The sequence below is a fragment of the Gemmatimonadaceae bacterium genome (assembly GCA_036003045.1).
In the GTDB taxonomy this organism is placed as follows: domain Bacteria; phylum Gemmatimonadota; class Gemmatimonadetes; order Gemmatimonadales; family Gemmatimonadaceae; genus JAQBQB01.
This window is the reverse complement of sequence record DASYSS010000032.1, coordinates 60,291-80,811: the sequence shown is the minus strand read 5'-3', so window position 1 is coordinate 80,811 and position 20,521 is coordinate 60,291. Positions and strand designations below refer to the sequence as shown.

The window sequence follows — 20,521 nt, the reverse complement described above, 5'->3', positions numbered from 1 at the left end:
GGCCGGCATTCACCGCTCACGATCTGCCCGTCGGGGCGGGGCGTCTTGACCCTATCATGCTTGACCGCCATCTTGCGCCTTGATCCTTACCCCTAACCTCGTGCATGGAGGGCGATGCCCCGCGACACCAGCGATCTCCTCCACGGCACGCTCGACCTCATGGTCCTCCAAGCGCTCTCCACCACGCCAATGCACGGCTTCGGCCTGAGCAAGTGGATCGAGCAGCGAACGAGCGGGGAAATGGAGATCGTGGACTCGGCGCTCTACAAAGCGCTGCATCGCCTCGAAGACGACCGTGCCATCGCCGCCGAGTGGGGCGTCTCAGATAACAACCGCCGCGCGAAGTACTACTCGCTCACGTCGCGCGGACGAAAACGCCTGGATGCTGAAACGGCGACCTGGAAGCGCTACGTCCTCGCCGTGAGCAAGGTCCTGAGGTCAACGTGACGCGCATTCCTCGCGTCACGCTCAAGATCCCGCGCGGAGTCCGACGACTCTTCCGCCTCCCGGCCAGTCGCGACCGACTCCTTCGCGACATGGACGATGAAATCGCGGCTCACGTCGCGATGCGAGTCGACGAGCTCCGCGCCGCCGGGATGAGCGAGGCGGACGCCGAAGCCGAAGCGCGGCGCCGGTTTGGCGACACCGACGCGTTTCGTCGTCACACCGAGCGTCGTGCCACCGTGCGCGGGCGGCAGATCGGCGTCGCTCGGTGGATTGAAGAGTTCACCCAGGACCTGCGCGCCGCCCTTCGACAGGTGCGTCGCGCGCCAGTGGTGAGTGCGGTCGTCATGCTCACGCTCGCCCTCAGCATCGGCGCAACCACGGCGGTGTTCGGAACCGTTCGCCGGCTACTGCTCGAGCCGCTCCCGTTTGCCGATGGCAACCGCATCGTGAGCCTCGAGGCGCGGAAGAACGGAGATGGCAATTTCCGCTGGGATATCGACCCGGCACTGTATCGGCTGTGGTCCGCGCGTTCGCGCACGCTCGACGAATTCGCGGCGTACACGTGGTCGGACTACCCCGTCCGCGCAGCGAAGACCGACACGGTGGCCGTAGCTTCGGTCACGCCGTCGTTCCTCCCGATGCTGCGCGTGCATCCGTCTCTCGGACGAGGATTCACAGACGACGACGCGCGCCGCGGCGCTCCCCTCGTCGCGATCCTGGCCGACTCGGTGTGGCAAACGGAATTCGGCGGAAATCCCAACGCCATCGGCCGCTCGATCACCGTGAACGGAAAGGCATACGCGATCATCGGCGTGCTGCCCAGCCAGGTTGGCGCGCCGGCCGAGCGGGAGCCCCGGCCGGCCGTGTGGGTCCCGCTCGACGTCAGCTCGATAGGTCTCGTCCAAGGTTTCGCGCGACTTCGCTCCGGCATCAGCTCCGAGCGAGCATCGCAGGAGCTCGACGCGATCCGGCGTACGCTTCCCGATACCGGATGGATGAAGGGACGGCGAGGAGAAGCGCGGACGGCTTCCGATCGCGTCGAGCCACAACAACGCAGCGCCGTCGAATTGCTCCTCGTTGCTGCCTCCGGACTGCTGCTCATCGCGTGCGCCGACGTCGCCGGACTGCTTCTCATGCGCGGTTGGTCGCGCCGGCGCGAGTTCGCGATGCGGCAAGTGCTCGGCGCAGGGCGGGGAAGACTCGCCCGCATGCTTCTCACCGAGAGCCTGCTGCTCGCCATTCCGGCAGGAGCGGTCGGCGTCCTCGTCGCCTGGCTCGGCTTGCGGCCCGCCGCCCTCGGCTACTTCGTGAAGGTTCCGCTCGACACGACGGTGCTCGCGACGTCCGCGGCCCTCTCGATCGCAACCGTTCTCCTGTTCGGGATCGGACCGGCTTTCCTCGCCGGAGAGCGGACGCTCGACGGCGCGCTCAAGACCGGCGGCTGGCAACCCGGAGTGGGCCGAGCGTCGGGACGTGCACACGCTGGGCTGATCGTCGCACAGATCGCGCTCTCGCTCATGTTCCTCGCCGCCGCGGGCGTGCTCACGCGATCGTTCATCGCCTTGGTGCGAACGCCGGTCGGATACGAGCCGAAGGGACTCATCGAAGTGAGCGTGAACCGCGCCGCGCCGGCGAATGTGAAAACGGGGCGACATTCGACCCCGGCCGAGCGCGCCGCAGCGAATCAGACGCTTCATAGAGCATTCGCCGCTGTGCCGGGCGTGGCCGAGGTGGCGATCGGATCCATACCGCTCACGAGCATCGTTCCCGGTCCGAGTGCAGTCGAGGGCCCGTCGGGTATACGCCAGGCCGACGCGGAAATCGTCGCGGGAACTACGGTGAGCCCGGACTATTTTCGAGTTGCGCGGATGCAGCTCGCTCGCGGACGCGGATTCGACGCGAGCCAGGGCGCTAACGACGAAGTCGTGATCAATGAATCGCTCGCGCGCCTCTTGTGGCCGGATCGCGATCCGCTCGGCGTGCGGCTTCGATTCGGCGACAGTCCGGGCGAGTGGCGCACGGTCGTCGGCATCGCGAACGACGCACAAATGCCCGGCGGACGCGCGGCAGAGTTCTACAAATTGCAGATGTATCTGTCGTCCGTCGACGACGAGGAATCGGTTGGCCCCTTCATTCTGCGGGCGCGCGGCGATCCGGCGATGCTGCGAACGGCGCTCGAGCGTGCCGTCGAGAGCGCGGGCGTAGGTGCAACCCTCGCGAGAATCACTACCGCCGAGACACAGCTCGAATTCGCGTATCGCGGTCCACGCGTCGCCATGTTCATACTCGGCGCATTTGCGCTGATAGCATTGATGCTCACGGCCGTCGGCCTGTTCGGCATCATCGCCTTCGCCGTCGCGCGCCGCACGCGAGAGATCGGCATCCGCGTCGCATTGGGCGCCGATTCTGCGGCGCTGACGCGCTCGATCCTTGGCCAGAGTCTCAAGCTCGCCGCAGTCGGTTGCGTGTTCGGTCTCGCCGGAGCCTACGCCGCGGCTCGGGGCATCTCAGCGCTGGTCTATCGCGTGCGCCCGACCGATCCAGCTTCCTTCGGCGGCGCCATCGTGCTGATGGCGGTCGTCGCAATAATGGCCGCGGTTTTGCCGGTGAGACAAGCGCTCCGCGTGGACCCCGCGGACACTCTTCGATCAGAATAGGAGGCTCGGACAGAGCGGCGGTCAGCGCTGCCGAGGAAATCGCGGTCGCCAAACCAGGCCAAGGCGCAAGTGGCGGACAGACATACCGCCGTCGAACGGTGCGTATCCGTCGAGGATGTGCTCATTCAATATTGGTATCAGATCGCCGAGCCCTGCCTCCATTTCGAGGCCGATAGGCACGTGCGACCATGGTATCCAGTCGGCGGAGACGCCGAGCCATGGACCCCACAACATCTTTGCAGCGGTCAGTTCGCTGCCACTCGCATTTCCGTGCGTATCGACGCTGACTCGCGTCACCATCCAATCTGCCGTGAGCTTGAGAGTGGCATTGTGGCCGCCGGCCAGTCGTAGCATGCCGCCGCCGCGCGCCGTCGTCATCCGCGATCGGTCATGCACCGGCTCCGGCGCGCATGTACCCGGCTCGACGAGCCCGGCACATGGGATGCCGATTCGGTCGGCCTGCCCGTGAAGCCATTCGCCGCCGAATCGAAATGCGAACCGCCCGTCGCCGGCCGGAATCCAAAGCTCGACGCCACCGCCGACGAGAGGATTGCCAAGGAGTTCGTGCTTCGCGGAAAGAGCGACCGCAGTCGCGCCGCCACCCTGAACCTGCGCGGTCGCGCGGGGTCCGGCCGCGAACACGAGACAAATGGCAAGGAGAATCGCGGAGGACATCACCTTGGAACGATGCAGAGGCTCGTGAGCATCCCATTCAGGCCGATCGTCAGCACGCCGGCCGTGCAGCCCGTCGCAACACACAGCGCCACCCCTCGATCATGCGAATCGAAGTAGTCTAAGCCCGAAAGAGCACAATGGAGCCATGAAGGTCTCCAAGCTGTGAGCGACGGCTGCCAGCATGAGCTATGAGCTGAATGCGCGGCAGCTTCTCCGCGCCGTTTAGGCTCGAGGCTCCTGCTCATAGCTGTTGCTCGAGGCTAGGCTCGCCTCCCTTACGCGACGCGTGACTAAGCGAAAAGATCCAAACGCAAAACGCGTTCAGCATTGGTGCGCGGCGCCGACATTGGCCCGATTGTGCGGCAGCGGTCCACAGACTACGCTGCCCGAACCACCAGCATCGACAGACGGACCACGCCCCTGTACCACGACCCAATTCTGCCCAACGATGGTCTTGCCGCGCTCCGAGCGTACATCGAGCGAGAGGCCGCGCGGTTGGATGATTTGCAGCCGGCGGCCCAATTGCGACTACGCTCGGCGATGACGTTGCAGGTTCGGCTAGACCTTTGCATCGAGGCGCGATGGGCGCTGGATGCAGGAATGTTTTCGCCGGCGGATATTGTGACGTTGAACGAGATTGCTGCCCAAACGCCCCGTGACCACCGAGCACTCGTGAGCCTGGCTCAGGCCATTGAGGAACAAGTCCGTCGACCACAGAGGCACTGATCGTGGCGGTGTCTGGCGAGCGCGGTTCTCGCGCAGGGTATGTCCGCGCTTGTGTCGCAAGCGGTGTCGCGAACACGGTCGTGATGCTCGCCACATTGTTGTTCTGCGCCTGCGGAACGCTGGCGGCGCAAACCACGCCGGTCGACACGACGTCTCACCCCGTGTCCGCGAGTTCGACGTACGGCGAATGGTTCGCCGCATCGTTGGGCGGCGCGACCTATCGGATTCGGCACGGTGACGGCGCGGCGGTGCTCACGGGCGACGTGAACGTCCAACATGGTGCTCGGCTCACGACGCTTCGCGGTCAGTTCCTCGACGACTTTGGGGAAACCGGCGCCGTATCCCTTCTTCTCGGCCGGGCGACGACGTCGAACTCCGTCGGCTTTGCCTCCGTGTCCGGCGGCGTCACCGCGCTCGTGCGCAGACCCTGCGTCGTCGGGTGCGAGCTCTTCGGCGATGTTGGAACGGAACTCGGCCCGGTGCGGGGCGGCGTCGGGGTCATGGTTGGGGGCGACGCCGCCCTGCGTGTCGGACGCGTCGGGGGTGCGAGCATCGGACTCATGGCGTACGGCGATTTCAATACGTTGAAGTCGTACGCCGGAATCGGGCTGGAGATCGGCTTCGGCGGATGGCGCTGATGCGGTTCTAGCGCCCGCGGTCAAGGCGGGGAACTTCGGCCTTTATTTCGATGAGACCGGCGTGAGGTTCGGCTTGGACGCACGGTCGTTCACGTCGCCCTTCGCATCAGCGTAGACCGGGGTGATACGCTGGTGGCGCTCTCCGGTTCCACTCGCTCTTTACCGCAGTCGAGTCACAGTCGCCGAGTTCAATCTCGGCTGGACGCCCCTCGCACGATGAACGGTGCGTGACGGCGTTTGGATCACGGCCACTCCGAGGTCTGTCTTCGGGGGCGGGGTACGGCTGTGCGCTAGAAATCAGTGTCAGATATCGGACGTCTGACCTCAGACCCGGCGTGACGGGGCGGAGCCTTCCAATTCGTGGAGGCTCGTCGCACAAACGCCGGGTCTGATGTCCGACGTCAGAAATCCGACGTCGAGCGGCGAGCCGTACTCAACCCGCCCAATCGAACCCAGAGTGGCCGGCACTCACCATCGCGCACGCCGTCCACCCGTCACCGAACCAAGTACTTATCCAAAAAGTCCGATTGCGCATGAAAGTACGCGAGCCACGATCGATGCAGCAGTAGATCGTGAATCTCGTTCGGAATGACGATCAGTTCGTTTGGCACCTTCTGCTCCCGGAGTGCCGTCATCAGCTGCACCGTCTGATTGAACGGCACGTTGTGATCGTCGTCGGCCTGGATCACGAGCACCGGTGAACGCCAACGCTTGATCGACGACAGCGGCGATGACGCGCGCGCCAGGCTGTCCGACGCGGATTGCGCTCCGGCGGCGGCATACACCTTCAGCACGCCGCTCCAATCGTGCACACCCGCGTAGTCCACACCGGCGGCGAAGGTGTCGGATGCGCGGGCGAGTGCCAGCGCGGTCATGTAGCCACCGTAACTGCCGCCCCAGACGCCGAGTCGTTTCGAGTCGACGTCTGGTCTGGCCTTCAAGAAATTCGCCGCACCCATAATGTCGTTGAACTCGCTCGCTCCCGAGGGACCGAACTTGGGCGGCACGCGAAAATTCAGGCCGTATCCCGTACCGCCTCGATAGTTGACCGACAGCACGACGTATCCGCGGCTCGCGAAATACTGATTCATCGCATACATGTACGTGTACGCGCTCATCGGGTTCGGGCCGAGGAGCATCTGGCGATACGGGCCGCCGTGGAAGAAGAGCAGGGCGGGATGACGCGCCGCGTTCCCCGGTTGACCCGTCTTACCCGGCGGAAGAAACAGCTGCCCGTAGACCGTCATGCCGTCGGGCGAGCGGAAAGTCACCGGCTGCGGGACGACGAAGTGCGCGCCGGGATACTCTTCGGAAATGGTCTGCGGCGCGATATCGCGTGGGGCGCCGAATCGATCGCCGGATTGCGAGACCGCGACCGGTCGCATCGGATTCCTCGCGTCCGCGCTGAGAAACACCACCGAGCGGCCGTCGCTCGTGAACACGGGAAGGTCGGCGATCGTCTGGCCCGTCGTCACCGGCGACGGCGCTCCCCCCGCGACCGGCACCTGCCAAATGTGCCGGTGATCCGAATCGCCCTGGTTCGATGAATAGACGATATGACGGCGGTCCGGACTCAAATCGGCGCTGAAGATCTCGAAGTCGCCGGGCGTGAGCAGCGTCGGCGTTCCGCCCGCAACAGGGATGCTGTAGAGGTGCACCCAACCGCTTCTCTCCCACGGAAAAACGATTCTGTCGTCGGCCCCCCCCGCCCACGCGAACGCAGGGTTTCCTTCCAGCGGATAGAATCGGCTGCCGGCTCCTTCATCGGCCCGCCAGACCTGGTGCCCCTTTCCCGTCGCGGGGTCGGCGATCCAAATGGACCACGGCTCGGCGGTCCGCGTCGACGAGAATGGGCCGGGCGCACCAGGAGGAATGCGGACGAACGCGATCTTCGTTCCGTCGGGCGACCAGATCGGACTGGCATCCCGATCCACACTCGGCGCCAGCCAAACAATCGACTTGCGCGCGAGGTCATACACGCCGATCAGACTGTGATCGCCGCGGCTACTCATGAACGCGATGCGCGAGCCGTCGGGCGCCCACGCCAGCGCACCATCTCTGCCAAGATCTCGAACCACGGTCTGCGGTTTCTCGCTCCCGTCCAACGATGCGAGCACGATGGAATTGCGGGCGATGTAGGCGACCGTCTTCGTCTTGGGCGCCATCGCCGGTGAGTTTCCCTCGCCGATCAACCGTGGCGTCGTGTCGCCGAGTGAGATCGTCCAGAGCTGTCCGGGCATGGATCCGAGCGGCAGATCGCGTGGGTTCGGCTCGCCGCCGCGCTCGAACACGAGCGCCTCGCCGTCGAACGACCACGCGAGGGCTCCGATCTCCACACCGAGGTCACCGGCGAATCCGGTCAGTTGCCTCGACGTGAACGATCCGTTTGCGCCGGGCTCTCCGATCCAGATGTTTCGGCTGCCCTGTGCGTCGAAGATCCACGCGACTCGTCCGCCGGCGGGCGACGCAATGAGCCCACTGGGGAACGGCGCGCCGAGCGCCGACTCGAGCGTGAAGGACGGCGTCTGCGCGGGCGCGGTGCCGGCCAGGAACAATGCGGCGAGCCACAGCGCGGGCGTCGGCAGAACGGCGCGGACGCGATCTCGAGTCCGATGCGTGGTGCGGAAAGGCATGGCAGGGTCGCTCAGGTGTGGATGGCACGGCACGGCGAGAATTCAGCGACATAGTAGCGTCCAGCGTACGAAGAATACAAGTTTGGTATACCAAACGGCTGGCTTCGGTGGTCCCCCCCTCCCCCGCGACATCACCGGCGTCGTTCGTCCCACATTCCGGAGCATTCACATGCTGTATTCCGTCCGATTCGCCGGGATCGCGATGCTCGCCGGCTTCTCTGTTGCCGGCGCCCAACGCTCGACCATCACGCGCGATGCGTTTCGTCCGCGCGCCGATTCCCTGGTTCTCACGTATCTCGCGGAGTCCCGCGCGCCCGGCGCGTCGTTCGCGGTGATTCGCGGGAACGATACGTTGGCGTACGGCGCGTATGGTCTCGCCAACGTCGACGCGGCACGCGCGCCGACGACGGCGACGATCTACGAGATCGGTTCCAACACGAAGCAGTTCACCTCCGCCGCGATCATGAAGCTGGTGGAGCAGGGGCGTGTGAAGCTGGATGACGATCTCTCGAAGTACGTCCCGCAGTTTCCGTTGCACGGCAAGCAGGTCTCGATTCGCCAGCTGCTGACGCATACGTCCGGCATTCACGACTACACGTCGGTGCCGGATTGGCAAAAGACCTGGAACGACCCGCTGTCACCCGACGCGATCATCAAGCTCGTCGCGGCCGACACGTTCGACTTCGCGCCCGGCACCGCATACCGATACGACAACACGGGCTACGTCCTGCTCGGCATGGTGATCGAGAAGGCGAGCGGTCAAAAGTACGCGAGCTATCTCGAAGCGCAGTTCTTCAAGCCGTTGGGACTGCGTCAGACGTCGTACTGCCCGTCGCGAACATCGGATCCCGCGTTCGCGCTCGGATATACCAAGGGGGCAAACGGGGCGGCGACGCAGCGCGCCCAGTTCCTGGATCTGTCACACCCCTTCGCCGCCGGAGCGCTGTGCTCCACCGTCGGCGACTTTGCGAAGTGGCAACGCGCGCTTGCCGCGGGCCGAGTGGTGTCGCCCGCCTCGTATGCGCTGATGTCGACCGCCGATACGCTGAACAACGGGCGCAAGATCAACTATGGATTTGGACTGGTTCCGGGCGTCTTCGACGGTCACAAGACCGTATCGCATACCGGCGGCATTCCCGGGTTCGCGACGGCGGCGGCGTACGTCGCCGACGACAGCCTGAGCATCGTAGTATTTACGAATTACGATCGAGAGTCGCCGCAGCGGCTGGTGCAGAACCTGCTTCGCGCCGCGTACGGAGAAGCACTCGTTGCCGCGGGGGCTGCTCCGGCGAGAGGGACCGCGCCCGCGCTCTCGCCCGCCGATCGCGACGCGATCGTCGGCTCGTACACGTTGCAACTGCCCACCGGGCAGTCGTTGCCCATCAAGTTCTTCCTCGACGGCACGCGTCTCATGGCCCAGGCGCAGGGCCAGAGCGCGAACGAAATCAATTACCTGGGCAACTTTGCCTTTGGGGTCGCGTTTGATCCGGCGCTGCGGTTCACGTTCACTATGGAAGGAGGCAAGGCGACGAAGGTGACGCTGTTGCAGGGAGGAGCGAGTATCGAGGGGGCGAGAGCCCCTTAGTAACGGCCAGAGAGGGGCCGAATGCCGAAACTGCCGAAGACCGAGACTTCCGAACGCCGAGACTGCCGAACGCCGAAACGGCGAAACTGCCGAACGCCGAGACTGCCGAACGCCGAGACTGCCGAACGCCGAGACTGCCCTCGCGTGTGTCAGGGCGGCGACGTCGCCAACCGCAACAGGTCTCGAATCCCGTAGATCGCCGCATGCAAGTGTACTGGTCAGAATAGGGCGCGGACCAAAAACAGTGCCGGTGCGGCGCGTCATTGTTCTAGCTGTCAATCTGCGTCATTGTCGTTCCAGTCTGCGCTGTCTGCGTCAAAGTAGTTTCGCCCTGCTTCGTGGCCGCACGCGACTCACACCAATTCAAGTGGGCCGTAACTGCGCTTCGGTACTGCAACGATTGCGCGGACAAACCACGGACTAGGCGGAAACAGCAAAGGCTTTGGGACAACGAACTGCGGCGCAGCAACCGGCGGCGGGCCAAAGCGACACCGGCCGCAGTTCCAAAAAGATGCTCCTCCGCGAAAATCCGTGGTGTTTCCGCGAAATCGTTGCAGTACCGTGTCGTAGATCCCGACTGGCGCGAGGAGCGGCGCGCGCCACGGCGAACCGCACCGGAGTCACCGACAACCGTGCCGCGGACGCAATCGCCATAGAATCGTCGCAGCCAGCACAGCCCAAAGGAGATTGCGCGCGTTGAGCAGGAGAACGACCGGCATCTCCATCCGCAACAAGCGATCGTAGCCATATGGAAAGATCACGATCGTCAGCACCGTGGCGGCGAGACCGAGCGCGTACTCCGGCGCGGGCAAGAGCGCGATGAACGGGAGAAGCCAAATCACATACTGCGGCGACAGGACCTTGTTGGTCAGCATGAACACGAGCAGCGCGACCAGCGCGTATCCGGCGAGCGTTTGATCGCTCGCCGCCCTGCCGCTCGAGCGTTCGTTTCGAAACCGAGAAAAGGCCAGGAACGCGACGGCGGACCATCCGGCGACGAACGCCGGCAGGAGCCAGCGGATCACTCCGGCGGACGTCGGGGACAGCAGGTGAATCGCGCCGAAGTTTTCGACGATGGAAACGCCGCCCACACCAAGGGTGTGTCCCAACATCAGAAGTCCGGCGGACGCACTCTCGATTTGCAGGCCCCGTAGCTGGTGATACCTCAAAAAAGAGAGGAAGTCGGCCCGCGCCGCCCACACGAAGGGCGCACAGATGAGCGTCGTCGCGGCGAACGTGCACACCATGAATCGCAGCGCCCGTCCCCGCTCGCCGCGCGCCAGGTACCACGCGACGAAGATCGGTAGAAAGACGATCGGATAGAGCTTGGCCGCGACGCCCGCGCCGAGCGAGATGCCGGCTGCCGCGGGGCGGCCCTTCATGACCAGCACGAGACTCAGCGCCGAGAGCAACGTCGGGAAGAGATCGAAGCGCCAGGGAAAGAGCGGCGCGCCGACGAACGCGAGCAATGCGTACATGCCCGCGGCGGCCAGCGAACGTTCCGCGGAGACCCAACGTCGAGCGGCGGCCCAGATGCACGCCCCCAGCGCGACGGACCAGACGGCGTTCAGGAGGAGGAACGCGAGAGCGTAGCGGGCTGTCGGCGCTCCTCGGCCCAGCACCCACTCGGGCAGCGTGATGGGAAGCAGCGCGAGCGGTGGATACTCGATGCCGAAGTCGCGATACGGGATCTGGCCGGCGAGCACGCGCTGCGCCGCCCGCCGGTACAACGACAGATCCTGAGCGTGCGACCCGCTGACGCGGGGGAAGCAGGCGATCGCCAGACCGATCCATGCCGCCGCCGCCCCTCCGGCGACGCCGGCCGACACCCACCAGGACTTTCCCTTGGCGAAACCCATGAGTGTCGAATCGCGTGGCAATCTACGCGTGATACTCGTGAGTTATAGGAAAGTTTGCTTTGTTTTGGTGTATTCAGCATCGCTATTTAGGATGACGATTCCTTTGCCGGCGGTGAGCGATGCGGGCGGAGCACGACACCACTCCGGTGGCGAAAGGCCAGTTCGTCGCGCCAAAGCGCCCGGCCACCGGTACCACCGGACGCTTCGGCACGCCCGCGGGGGCGACCCGGCCCGCATCACTCGAGGTGCTGTTCGCGTTTGCTGTGCTCGCCGCGCTGACGGCGGCCGAAGTCGGGATCACCGGCAACTCGTTCGTCGTCTCCCACCCCATGTGGCTGGACGAGAGCGTCACCAGCCTGCTGCTCAATGACCCTCGGCTCCAACACATGCTGGCCGCGATCCACGGCGGCGCCGACACCAACGGTCCGGCCTTCTACTTTGGCACGTGGCCGGTCGCGCATCTGGTGGGAGGGTCGGTCTCCGAGCTTCGGCTCATCACCGCCGGGATGATGCTCCTGGCGCTGGCCGGCATCTATATGGTATGCCGGTTCTTCGTCGAACCAGCCCGCGCGGCCGTCGGGGTGCTCGCCGCCGCCGTGCATCCGTTCGTGGTCGTGCAGATGTGGCAAGTCAGGATGTACGGATTCTGGCTCGCCGCGATTGCCTGGTTCTGCGTGTACACCGTGGCGCCGACCCGCACGCGATCATGGCCCGCCCGCCTCGTGGGCTGCGTGCTGGCGGCGCTGGTCGTGACGGCTCATTGGCTGGGAGTGTTCGCGCTGGTCCTCGTCTCTCTGCCCGCCATCGTGGAGACGCGATCCGATCCGGCCCGGCGGTGGAATCATCTGCTGCCCATGGTGACCGGACTTCTGACGTTGGCGCTCTGTGTTCCCTTGATTCTCAGCCAACGTCACATCCTGAGCGTTCCGACGTGGATCGACTCGGCGAGCCTTACTACCATAGCAGTGCAACTTCGTCGGATCGTCCTCGTTCCGGGGAGCGTGCTCCTAGTTGTGTACGCCCTCCTGAGGATTTGGTCCTGGCGCCGCGAGAACGGAGGCGGGGTGCGGAGGCCTGGAACGGGGACGGAGGCGCAGTGCGAAGATGTAGGGACCGAGTCTTCGTCGGCCGGAACACTGTGCACGCCGCGCCCGGTTCTCGCGCTGTTGGCTTATCCCGTTGTCCTGGTCGTGATGTCCGTGGCGATGCAGTCCGTCCTCATCGAGCGGTACATGCTTCCCGTCGTCATTCCGATCGCCCTTGTCACGGCGTTGGCTGCCCTGCCGCTTCGGCAGCGGTGGGGGCGGCTGACGACCGGAATCGCGATCGCCTCACTGCTCGTCGTCGGCTGCCTCGAGCTCAACGCGCTGCGACGAGTCACGCGGCAGGACGACGATACCGCCGCCTTGGTGATCGATATCGTCCAGCGGTCGCTCGCCGCGCACCAGCCGGTCGTGTTCGCGCGGCGCTTCGAGGCGTACCCGCTGATTCAGGCGCGCCCACAATGGGCTGACTCAGTCGCGATCCTCGATTTTCCGGGGAACCCGGACGGCCTGATGCGCCGCACGCTCTTCGAGCGGGATCTCGGCCGAGCTGTCGCTCGCTTCTATAAGGAATACCATCTGGTGACGGTCGACCGGCTCCGCGAGCTGGGCCGCTTCACCGTCATCACCTCCTCCGGCGAAGAGGACGAGTTGCGGCATCTCTTGCCCAAGTTTCGCCTGAGGGCCGTCGGGGTTGATGAGTACGTCGCCGAATTACCGTGAGGGACGACAAGACCGCATTCAACCGCCACAAAGCCCCGTCGCGTCACCACCTTTTGCGAGTTCCTTAGACTTCGCAGCCGCGGCCAGCGTGCCTCGCCGCGCTGGCCCGCCAGAACGGGAAGCGCCATACTATCCTCATGGCGTCGCTTCGCGCTCGCACGGTTACTACGTTGGTCGCGCTTTGGCTAGGCACGCATGCGACGCGCCTCGCCGCTCAGGACTCGACTACGCGCGGCCTCACTCTCGGCCACCGCCCGGATTCAGCCAGCCTGCTCGCAGGCAGGTTCCACGCGCTACTCATCGCAGTTCAGAATTATTCGGACCCCGCCATCCCGCGACTCCAGGCGCCGGTCCGCGACGCCGAGCGCCTCCGCGACCTGCTCACCTCGCGCTACCGATTCGATCGGCGCGACGTGATTCTGCTTCCCAATCCAAAGCGTGAAGCGCTGCTAGGTCAGCTGAATCAACTGTCCGAGACGCTTGGGCGGAACGACAACCTCCTGATTTTCTACGCCGGTCATGGGATCTGGGACGAGGCGAGTCATCAGAGCTACTGGCTGCCTGTCGACGCGCGGCGGATCAATTCGGCGCAGTGGGTCTCAAACAGCGATGTCGAGGGGTCGCTCCGGCGCATGAAGGCGAGGCACGTTCTGCTGATCGCCGATGCCTGTTTCGCCGGAGCGCTGCTTTTGCGAGACGTTCCACCGGACCAAGCGATGTCGCGTCTCTACGAATTGCCGAGTCGCAAGGCAATGACGAGCGGCTCGAAGGAGACGGTGCCGGATAGCAGCGTTTTCCTGGACTATCTCATCAAGCGACTCGAGGCAAACGCCGCCCCCTACCTGCCCGCCGACGACCTGTTTTCGAGCTTTCGAACGGCCGTCATGCACAACAGTCCGGTGCAACCTCAGTTCGGGACGATTTTCAACGTCGGAGACGAAGGAGGAGAGTTTCTCTTTCCACTGCGACAAGGTGGCGAGAGCGTGGCCGCCGAGGGGGACACCTCGCTTAACGCCGTAGCTAATGGCGACCCGGCGAGCGCAATGCTAACGAGGACCCCACGTGAGATCGTTCAGGTGCGCGTCCGGGAATTCGTTGACCGCATTGCCAAGAAGGACATGACCTCGCTCGACGAGGACTACCGCGCCCTGCCCGGGAAGCCGATTGACTGGAAGGAAAAACTTCTCGTCTTCGTTCGCGACGACCTGGTTTCAGCATCCACCGCGGGCACACCTGAGATACTCATCGACGGCAATGAGGCGACGGTGGATCTCAAGGTGGCGACGCAGTACAACGATCCCGTTGTTCGCGGCAAGCCGCGCGCGGTGCTGCATTTCCTGGTGCGATTCAGACGGCTGGGCGACGACTGGTCGCCGCGCTCCTACTCGCTCGTCGAGAAGCCGCCGTTCTAAGGACTCTCCGCCGGCGTCAATCTCTCCCCAGCCCGACGTTGAACCCCGCCTTCAGGACGAACATCGTCCCGCTCCCGGCGTCGAGTCCCGACGTGGCGCCTGTATCTCGATATTTGAAGTCGCCGAAGTTGAGCGAGGTCAGCGCCGCGCCAAGATCGAACCCCAGGTGGCCGTTGATGCGGGCCACGAATCCCCCACCGACACCGTACGCCAGCGCATTCGCTTTGACCGGAAGCGTTCCGCCGAGATCCCCCAAGTCCGTTTTCTGCGACATGAGCGCCACTCGGCCGGCAACGTACGGCCGTACGATCCGGCTCGAAACCGCAATGGCGTAGCGCGGTTCGAGGAATAGGCCGCTCAAGCTGACCTTGTTACTCAGCCCCTGGCTCGTGCTCGAGTGTTTTGTCAACTGAAGACCGGCGCCTAGCGAGAAGGGGCCCGGATTCACTCTGAGTTGAACCTCGCCACCAAACCCCGTTCCTACACGTAAGACGTCGAAGGCATCCCCTTGAAGACTGGTAAGCAGTGCTGCGCCCTGCAAGGAGAAGAGCTGTCTCGACTGGGCGTTGGCATTGGGAGCAAGCGTAAGCACCCCGAGCACCGCCATGAGCCTTCTACTACTCATGAATCCTCTCTCCACTGGGGTGACCCGCCGGGCAGGAGCTACTTCAGCCGGATTAGCACGGGGATGTCTTGAGCCACCACGCCGGGCGTCGCCGAGGTCAATCGTAGGGTTGCCGCGCACGCCTGCGCGACCTGTCCGACTGGATTCACGCGAACCGCCACGAGCGCGATGTTCCCTTTGCCGATCGTTGTGCCGACGAGCGTCGGCGTGACGAGGAGACTCGCGGGGCACGCGGCGAACCCACCGGCGCTCGTGCCAGCAAGGTTTGGAGCCGCCACACTGATTGCGTTCGGCCCGAGGTTATACAACGTAATCGTGTCTGCTTGTGGCGCCCCAGTCCCCGCCGTCGCCAGGATGTTGAGATCTCTTTGGCTCGGCGTGATCACGTCGGCACTTGGTTTTCCCAACGTCACGGTGAGCGTGGCCGTGTCGGTCGCCAACCCGGTGTCCGTTAGATAGTCGCCAACGATCACCACCTGGCACCGAACGGTTGAGTCCTCACTGATGGCTGCGAAGTTGCCGGACACGGTGACCTTCGTGCCCGACTGCGGGTTCGATATGATCGGCGGGCCGTTGAGCGCATTGCCGCAGGTGTGCTTCAGAACCGTTGGCGTCGCGGTCGGAGTCGACGGATTCTGCACCTCGATGGCCGCTGACTGGGTCGCGGCCGCGGGCGTCAATTGCAATCCCCAGGGCCGTAGGAAAAGCCTCGGAAACGGATCGGCGGTATAGTAGACGAAGATCTGACAGGTCGGGTCGGGCGGAACGCTGAATGCCGGACACGTCGAACCGCCGTTCGCGGCAGTGAGCTTGATGCGGATGGGCGAGCCAAACGGGTTGCCCGGGGACGGCAAATTCCCCGCCGGGCTGTGGAAATCCGCCTGCTTGACCCTCAACTCCAGCTGCCCGGAATTGATGGTAGGTGTCTCGAGCCAGTTCTGATCCGACGGGTCGACGGCGTCGACCTTTGCGGCGATTGGCGTGTTGGTTCGGCTATCGAGAAGACTGATCTGGGCGAAGGCGGTCGGCGGCGGCGGATCGGAGAGATGGCCGGAGTTCTGGTGGAACCGGACTACGGTCGCCGCCATGCCAACGGGACTGTCGATGGTTTTCGCGAACTTGAGTGTCACCGGGACGGATGACGCGCCCGGCGCGGTCACCGCGACCGAGACGACGTATTGTGTCTCTTCCTCGGAATAGGACCTCAACCCGACGGCGTTGATCGTGGCGCGGAGGGTATTCCCGCCGACGATGGCGAGCTGTATCCAGTAATCCGGATTGGCGTTCGAAATGGCCGGCGTGAGAGTGCCACCACCGCCGTTCTGGATCGAATAGTCGACGATGATGGTTTGCTGAATGCGATCGGCGACGACGACCGGTTTCGTCGTCTTGAGTACGATGATCGGCGTCGCCACCGCAAGGAACGTGGCCGTGACCTGCCGGTTCGCATTCATCGTCACCTGACACACGGTCGTGCCCGTGCAATCTCCCGCCCATCCGGTAAGCGTTCCGCTCGCCACCTGAAGCTGCACGACGCTCCCGGACGAGAAACTCGCGCTGCACGCTCCCGCAGCGGCGCCATTGGTTATCGTGCAGGAGACGCCTCCGGTATTCGACGTCACTTGCCCCGAGCCGCTCCCGGCCCCGCCGCCGACGATCGTCAGGGTGCTGAACGTCGCGGGCGGAGTGGGAGTCGGAGACGGCGACGTCCCCGTCGGGGTGCCGTCGCCCCCCGCGGAGGATCCACATGACGCCACACCGAGGGAGACGATCAGAGTCCTCAGCGCGCGCGCGATAGGAGCGTGCACCTTCGACATTCCAGGCGCAGAGAGCCGGCGTCGTGGCATGCGGTGTCGGCAACGAGGGGATGCTAATGTGGGCTTCACTACCGGGCCGCGCAACAGTCGGGGCCGGCATTGACATTCGCAGGGCCGGCGATAGAATCGCGCGTTGCCCGAGCGCAAGATTTGCCGCCGGCCCAAACGTCCGCGAGTCGCGCAATGACGCTTCGCCCGCTGTTCCTCGCCGTCGGTATCGCGACACTCGCGCTTCGGCCGAGCGGCGTGGCGAGCGTTCGACGCAACGTCGTCGCCCCCAACGACGCGCGGCGGCATGTGGCCCTCCTGATTGGTATTTCCGATTACAAGAACTTCGCCGAGGGCGGGCCGCCCGGCCGATCGAAGCTCCACGCTCCCGTGGCGAACGACCTTCCGCGTGTCGAACGTGCCCTGAGTAAATGGGGATTTCGCGCGGGCCCCGATATGACGGTCCTGCGCGACTCGCAGGCCACACGCCAGGGCATCACGTCGGCGTTCGAGTGGCTGGACGCCCGAGTAGACACCGGAGATGTCGTCTTCATCTATTACTCCGGGCACGGTAGCTCGGCGCCGGACCTGGATGGCGACGAAGCGAAGATCGACCCCAACGACCACTATGACGAGGCCCTCGTACCGTGGGACGTGAAGGGAGATACAGGCTCCATACATGACCCGAACCAGCTGATCATCGACGATCAAATCGGACAATGGCTCGGTCGTTTGCGTTCTGCCAATGTCACGATCGTCGTCGACGCCTGCTATTCGGGTACCATCACCCGGGGCGGCCTGGCGTCGTACCGGCCTCGCGGGAGTCTTCCCCCCGCCGGCGTGGCCACACCCGCGAAGCCATCGAGTGGGCTCGACGGGCTCTTGCCGCGGCAGGTACTCCTTACGGCCGCCGCCTCCAACCAGACCGCCGGCGAGTGGGAGTTCGCGACCGGCGACGGAAAGCGGACGGCGTTTGGCATTTTGACATACTACTTCACAGAAGCGCTGGACGCGGCCAACGAGGGGACGCACTACGACGACCTGATGCGGCACGTCGAGGAGGGCCTCGCGTCGCTTCAGGGGTCGGTCCCTCACCAGGATCCACAGCTCGAGGGCGATCACTCAGCATTGCTGTTCCACGTGAGCGAACCCGTGCCGGCCCAGCAGGTGGTCGCGATTACGCCGCTCAGCGATACAACCGTCGGGATCGACGCGGGGGCGGTGAACGGAGTTCGGCCGTCGGCGCAATATGACGTGTTCGGCGCCGGCGAGACGACGTTCAGAGGAGAACCGCCGTACGGCCGCATTGAGATCGACTCTGTGACACGGTTCCAGGGTTTTGGGAGGCGCGTCGATGCCCGTACGTCGCCGATTCCCCGCGGCGCGCGCGCGATCTTGTCCATCGTTCCGTACGGGGTGCGACGGCTCACGACGATTAGCGTGTTTGCCCCGCCGGACGATCCGGCGATCTCAACGATCGTTCGCCAGTTCCCGGCCGCCCGTGTCGTTAGCCAGACCGCTGACCGGGCGACGGCGGACGTCGTGCTCGCCGCGCGCAATGGCACCGTGCGGGTCTTCGCGCACGCCGCCGAGATCAAGCCCCTCGATGCGTCGACGCAGGTCGTCGCCGGGGCCGATACTGGCTTCGCGCCGACCGCGGCCGCGATATGCGGGGCGTTGACGCGGGCATACATGATCAGCGCCCTGTCGCTCATCGAGAATCCCGCGATGATGCCTCCAATAGACGTGCGGCTCGTCGCGGGCGACACCGTGCCGAGCGAATTCGCCCCTTACACGGCTTTGGACACCGCGTTTATCGGTCAATCGTACACGCTGTGGGTGCGCGCCCATGTCCCCGATTGGTCGACTCTCTACTTGACCGTTGCGATCGCGGGGTACCTTGGCGATCCGACCGTTCTCTACCCGGCGCCGTCGTCGGCTGGGACCTTCCCTACCGCCGGCTGGCAGGCGATCTACCGCAACTTCAGCGTGACGGAGCCGCACGGGTTGGAACAAATCAAAGTTGTCGCGGCGGACAAGCAATACTCGCTTCAGTCACTGGCCGCGGCGCTGCCTCAGTGCGGCGCGAAGGAAGTAAGCCGAGGGCTCGGGCCGCCTTCACGATCCGCGATCAAAGGCTGGGGCGCCACGACACGCTCGATTCTCATCCTACCCGCGCGCCAATGACACGACGATCTCTAATACTGGTCTCCCTGGGCGCTCTGCCGGCGACACTCGCGGCGCAAAAGCCGACGACGCCTACTCAGAGCGGCCAACCAGCGCCGGCGCCCGCGCCCGCACCAGCAGCGCCGACGGTGATGCGCTCGCGTCCGATTCGCACCGTTTCCGGTGCCAAACCATGGACGGCGCGGTTCGATCATGTGGCGGGCCGAGTGACCGTGTTCGATCAGGGCGGGGTGGAGCGCGCAACGTTCGCCACCAGCGACACGTCCGAAACGCCGCTCATACCCCTACCCGCCGACCGCCCACTCCAGATCGAGGTCGTTCACGCCAACCCGCTCCTGTATGACTATGACGCGACCGTTACGACGGTGCAGGAGCGAAAGGTGCGCACGTGCCGCAACGTCTTGGGCACGTTCACCAACATCAGTTTGCAGATTCAGACCCTGGGACTCGCCGGGATTGCCGCGTCGAAGATAAGTCTCGACACGATTCTCCGGCAAACGCTCACCACGGAGTCGCTCGCAGCACCCACGGGGTTCGTGGGCCGGGGAGACGCCGATGTCTCCCGAGAATTATCCGATCTCGATGTCTTGGTGACACAGTTTGCCGCCCAGAGCGCCTCGGTCATGGCGCTATCGCGATCGACGGATGACTCGCTCGGGGTAATCGCGGAACTCGGCGAAACGACTGACGCCGAGCTCCTGCTGGGCCGGCTGCATACGTGGGTCTCGAGTCAACTTCCGAACGTGAAGACCGCGGCCGATGTCGGCGCGGCATACCAGCAGGCGCGTACCGCCGCAGTTCCGCTCGCAGCCAAGGCGGGCCAAGTGATGGCAGATTCCAAGACGAGCAGCGATTCCGCCGCGGCAAAGCGCCTCAGGACCCGCGCCGACTCAGCGCTCTCCGATCTGCGCCGGGGCTATCGCACCCTGCAAGGCCAACTCCACCAGATCGAACAAGCGCGCGCGGCCACCACGCAGCGGTTCACCGTCGCTCCGAGCGGGGACTTTCGACGTCTCACCATTGCGCTGACGCCGACGAAACAGTTCACCGATGTGCCCCGTCTGCGCCAGGGGAGCGTCGACGCGATCACCGATCCGACGCCGAACTGGACATGCAAGCTTGCCATTGGGCTCTCGTTGATGGAGCCGCCGAAAGGCTACGCGATGCACGGCGACACCGTCGCTGACGTGACGTCTCCGGATCAACGCAGCGCGGCGTCGGTTCTGCTGCATTTGGACTGGCGAAAAACGCCGGTGCCCGTCGGCGCGGTGTTGGGAGCCGGACTCGGAGCGAGCCATCGTCCCGACTGGTATACGGGTTTGAGCTGGCAGTTCTCGGATGCAATTCGGCTCAACAGTGGCGCGGTGTGGCAGCGCATCCAACGCCTGCCTTCCGGAGTTGTGTCTGGGATCCTCACGAAGGACCCAGTCATCAGGCAGGCGATACAGAACGGCAATCCTGCGTATCGTCCCGCGTTTTTCTGGGGGTTGAGCATCGGCGGTTGAT

Annotated in this window: 13 protein-coding genes; 8 read left to right on the top strand and 5 right to left on the bottom strand. The window is 64.8% G+C overall.

The annotated features are described in order from the left end of the window. Positions 1–114: 114 nt before the first annotated feature. Entirely contained in the window at positions 115–447 is a 333-nt protein-coding gene (locus VGQ44_07415) for a PadR family transcriptional regulator (protein HEV8446631.1), read from the top strand. Then, the gene (locus VGQ44_07410; GenBank protein HEV8446630.1) at positions 444–3,104 is read left to right on the top strand and encodes an ABC transporter permease; all 2,661 of its coding nucleotides are present in this window, start codon (positions 444–446) and stop codon (positions 3,102–3,104) included. Before VGQ44_07415 ends, VGQ44_07410 begins: the two co-directional genes overlap by 4 nt. A 21-nt stretch (positions 3,105–3,125) precedes the next feature. On the opposite strand, the gene VGQ44_07405 is transcribed toward VGQ44_07410, so the two are convergent. Then, positions 3,126–3,782: a hypothetical protein gene (locus VGQ44_07405; protein HEV8446629.1), complete on the bottom strand. Its 657-nt coding sequence runs from the start codon at positions 3,780–3,782 to the stop codon at positions 3,126–3,128. An 803-nt stretch (positions 3,783–4,585) separates the two neighbouring features. Here VGQ44_07405 and VGQ44_07400 point away from each other — a divergent pair. Beyond that, positions 4,586–5,143, top strand: coding sequence for a hypothetical protein (locus VGQ44_07400; GenBank protein HEV8446628.1), 558 nt, complete (start codon positions 4,586–4,588; stop codon positions 5,141–5,143). A gap of 494 nt (positions 5,144–5,637) precedes the next feature. On the opposite strand, the gene VGQ44_07395 is transcribed toward VGQ44_07400, so the two are convergent. Continuing rightward, positions 5,638–7,776 (bottom strand): prolyl oligopeptidase family serine peptidase, encoded by a 2,139-nt coding sequence (locus tag VGQ44_07395; GenBank protein HEV8446627.1) that lies wholly within the window; start codon positions 7,774–7,776, stop codon positions 5,638–5,640. 169 nt (positions 7,777–7,945) lie between these two features. On the opposite strand from VGQ44_07395, the gene VGQ44_07390 reads away from it, so the two are divergent. Beyond that, complete coding sequence (locus tag VGQ44_07390) at positions 7,946–9,361, top strand: serine hydrolase domain-containing protein (GenBank protein HEV8446626.1); 1,416 nt, start codon at positions 7,946–7,948, stop codon at positions 9,359–9,361. A 620-nt stretch (positions 9,362–9,981) separates the two neighbouring features. On the opposite strand, the gene VGQ44_07385 is transcribed toward VGQ44_07390, so the two are convergent. Then, the gene (locus VGQ44_07385; GenBank protein ID HEV8446625.1) at positions 9,982–11,220 is read right to left on the bottom strand and encodes a glycosyltransferase 87 family protein; all 1,239 of its coding nucleotides are present in this window, start codon (positions 11,218–11,220) and stop codon (positions 9,982–9,984) included. Between the two features lie 119 nt (positions 11,221–11,339). Between VGQ44_07385 and VGQ44_07380 the strand changes: the two genes are divergently transcribed. Together VGQ44_07380 and VGQ44_07375 are read left to right on the top strand one after the other, a co-directional pair. Then, positions 11,340–12,986 carry a hypothetical protein gene (locus tag VGQ44_07380; protein ID HEV8446624.1) on the top strand — a complete coding sequence of 549 codons (1,647 nt, stop codon included), beginning with the start codon at positions 11,340–11,342 and terminating at the stop codon, positions 12,984–12,986. A 137-nt stretch (positions 12,987–13,123) separates the two neighbouring features. After that, complete coding sequence (locus VGQ44_07375; protein HEV8446623.1) at positions 13,124–14,398, top strand: caspase family protein; 1,275 nt, start codon at positions 13,124–13,126, stop codon at positions 14,396–14,398. A gap of 16 nt (positions 14,399–14,414) precedes the next feature. Here the strand turns inward: VGQ44_07375 and VGQ44_07370 are convergent, their stop codons facing one another. Together VGQ44_07370 and VGQ44_07365 are read right to left on the bottom strand one after the other, a co-directional pair. Beyond that, positions 14,415–15,005 carry an outer membrane beta-barrel protein gene (locus tag VGQ44_07370; GenBank protein ID HEV8446622.1) on the bottom strand — a complete coding sequence of 197 codons (591 nt, stop codon included), beginning with the start codon at positions 15,003–15,005 and terminating at the stop codon, positions 14,415–14,417. 56 nt (positions 15,006–15,061) lie between these two features. Continuing rightward, positions 15,062–16,831 (bottom strand): hypothetical protein, encoded by a 1,770-nt coding sequence (locus VGQ44_07365; protein ID HEV8446621.1) that lies wholly within the window; start codon positions 16,829–16,831, stop codon positions 15,062–15,064. 192 nt (positions 16,832–17,023) lie between these two features. Between VGQ44_07365 and VGQ44_07360 the strand changes: the two genes are divergently transcribed. Both VGQ44_07360 and VGQ44_07355 read left to right on the top strand, forming a co-directional pair. Further along, positions 17,024–19,015, top strand: coding sequence for a caspase family protein (locus tag VGQ44_07360; GenBank protein HEV8446620.1), 1,992 nt, complete (start codon positions 17,024–17,026; stop codon positions 19,013–19,015). Continuing rightward, entirely contained in the window at positions 19,012–20,520 is a 1,509-nt protein-coding gene (locus tag VGQ44_07355) for a hypothetical protein (protein HEV8446619.1), read from the top strand. The genes VGQ44_07360 and VGQ44_07355 overlap by 4 nt, the downstream gene beginning before the upstream one ends. Position 20,521 lies beyond the last annotated feature (1 nt).

Bases quoted from the DNA above. Each gene is read 5' to 3' on its own strand.
- VGQ44_07380 (HEV8446624.1), top strand. From the start codon at position 11,340: ATGCGGGCGGAGCACGACACCACTCCGGTGGCGAAAGGCCAGTTCGTC.
- VGQ44_07360 (HEV8446620.1), top strand. From the start codon at position 17,024: ATGACGCTTCGCCCGCTGTTCCTCGCCGTCGGTATCGCGACACTCGCG.
- VGQ44_07395 (HEV8446627.1), bottom strand. From the start codon at position 7,776: ATGCCTTTCCGCACCACGCATCGGACTCGAGATCGCGTCCGCGCCGTT.
- VGQ44_07415 (HEV8446631.1), top strand. From the start codon at position 115: ATGCCCCGCGACACCAGCGATCTCCTCCACGGCACGCTCGACCTCATG.
- VGQ44_07375 (HEV8446623.1), top strand. From the start codon at position 13,124: ATGGCGTCGCTTCGCGCTCGCACGGTTACTACGTTGGTCGCGCTTTGG.
- VGQ44_07370 (HEV8446622.1), bottom strand. From the start codon at position 15,005: ATGGCGGTGCTCGGGGTGCTTACGCTTGCTCCCAATGCCAACGCCCAG.
- VGQ44_07355 (HEV8446619.1), top strand. From the start codon at position 19,012: ATGACACGACGATCTCTAATACTGGTCTCCCTGGGCGCTCTGCCGGCG.
- VGQ44_07385 (HEV8446625.1), bottom strand. From the start codon at position 11,220: ATGGGTTTCGCCAAGGGAAAGTCCTGGTGGGTGTCGGCCGGCGTCGCC.
- VGQ44_07390 (HEV8446626.1), top strand. From the start codon at position 7,946: ATGCTGTATTCCGTCCGATTCGCCGGGATCGCGATGCTCGCCGGCTTC.